The 665-nt window shown below is 42.7% G+C and carries 1 protein-coding gene; it reads right to left on the bottom strand.

The genetic code is table 11. The features are described 5' to 3' along the window. On the bottom strand, positions 1-665 hold a 665-nt coding region (locus C9E89_RS23025), incomplete at both ends, for an NAD(P)/FAD-dependent oxidoreductase (protein ID WP_147305756.1).

Raw genomic sequence — 665 nt, 5'->3', positions numbered from 1 at the left:
GGCCAACCTGAACCATGCATCACTAAACCTGCTTTGTGTTTTGCAGGGTCGATTTCCCAAAGTTCTTTAATCCCGATTCCGTAATGTTGCGGATCAGCATCTTTGTCTAGGTTGTATTTGGCAATGAGGCGTTTACCTAAGTGACCACGGCAACCTTCTGCAAAAATCGTATATTTCGCATGAAGTTCATAACCTGGAGTAAAGTTGTGCGTTGGTTCGCCATCTTTACCAATACCCATGTCACCTGTTTGAATACCTTTTACAGAACCATCTTCATGGTAAAGGATTTCAGATGCAGCAAAGCCTGGGAAAATAGACACTTCTAATTCTTCAGCTTTCGTGCCTAACCAACGAACGACATTACCCAAAGAAATGACATAGTTGCCATCATTGTGCATGGTTTTAGGTACCATCCAATGCGGTGCTTCTTGTGACTTGTCGGCAGACATGAGGAAGAAAGTTTTATCTTCAGTCACAGGCACATTTAAAGGTGCACCTTCTTCTTTCCAATTTGGGAAAAGTTCATTGATAGCACGAGGTTCAAGTACAGCACCAGAAAGGATATGCGCACCAACTTCAGAGCCTTTTTCAACCACACAGACAGAAAGGTCTGGAAGGTTGTTTTCAATAGCCAATTGACGAATTTTAATCGCAGCAGAAAGACC

The sequence above is a fragment of the Acinetobacter sichuanensis genome (genome assembly GCF_003024515.2).
Lineage (GTDB): Bacteria > Pseudomonadota > Gammaproteobacteria > Pseudomonadales > Moraxellaceae > Acinetobacter > Acinetobacter sichuanensis.
The sequence above is the reverse complement of the archived record's forward strand: the minus strand, read 5'-3'. Positions and strand labels throughout refer to the sequence as shown.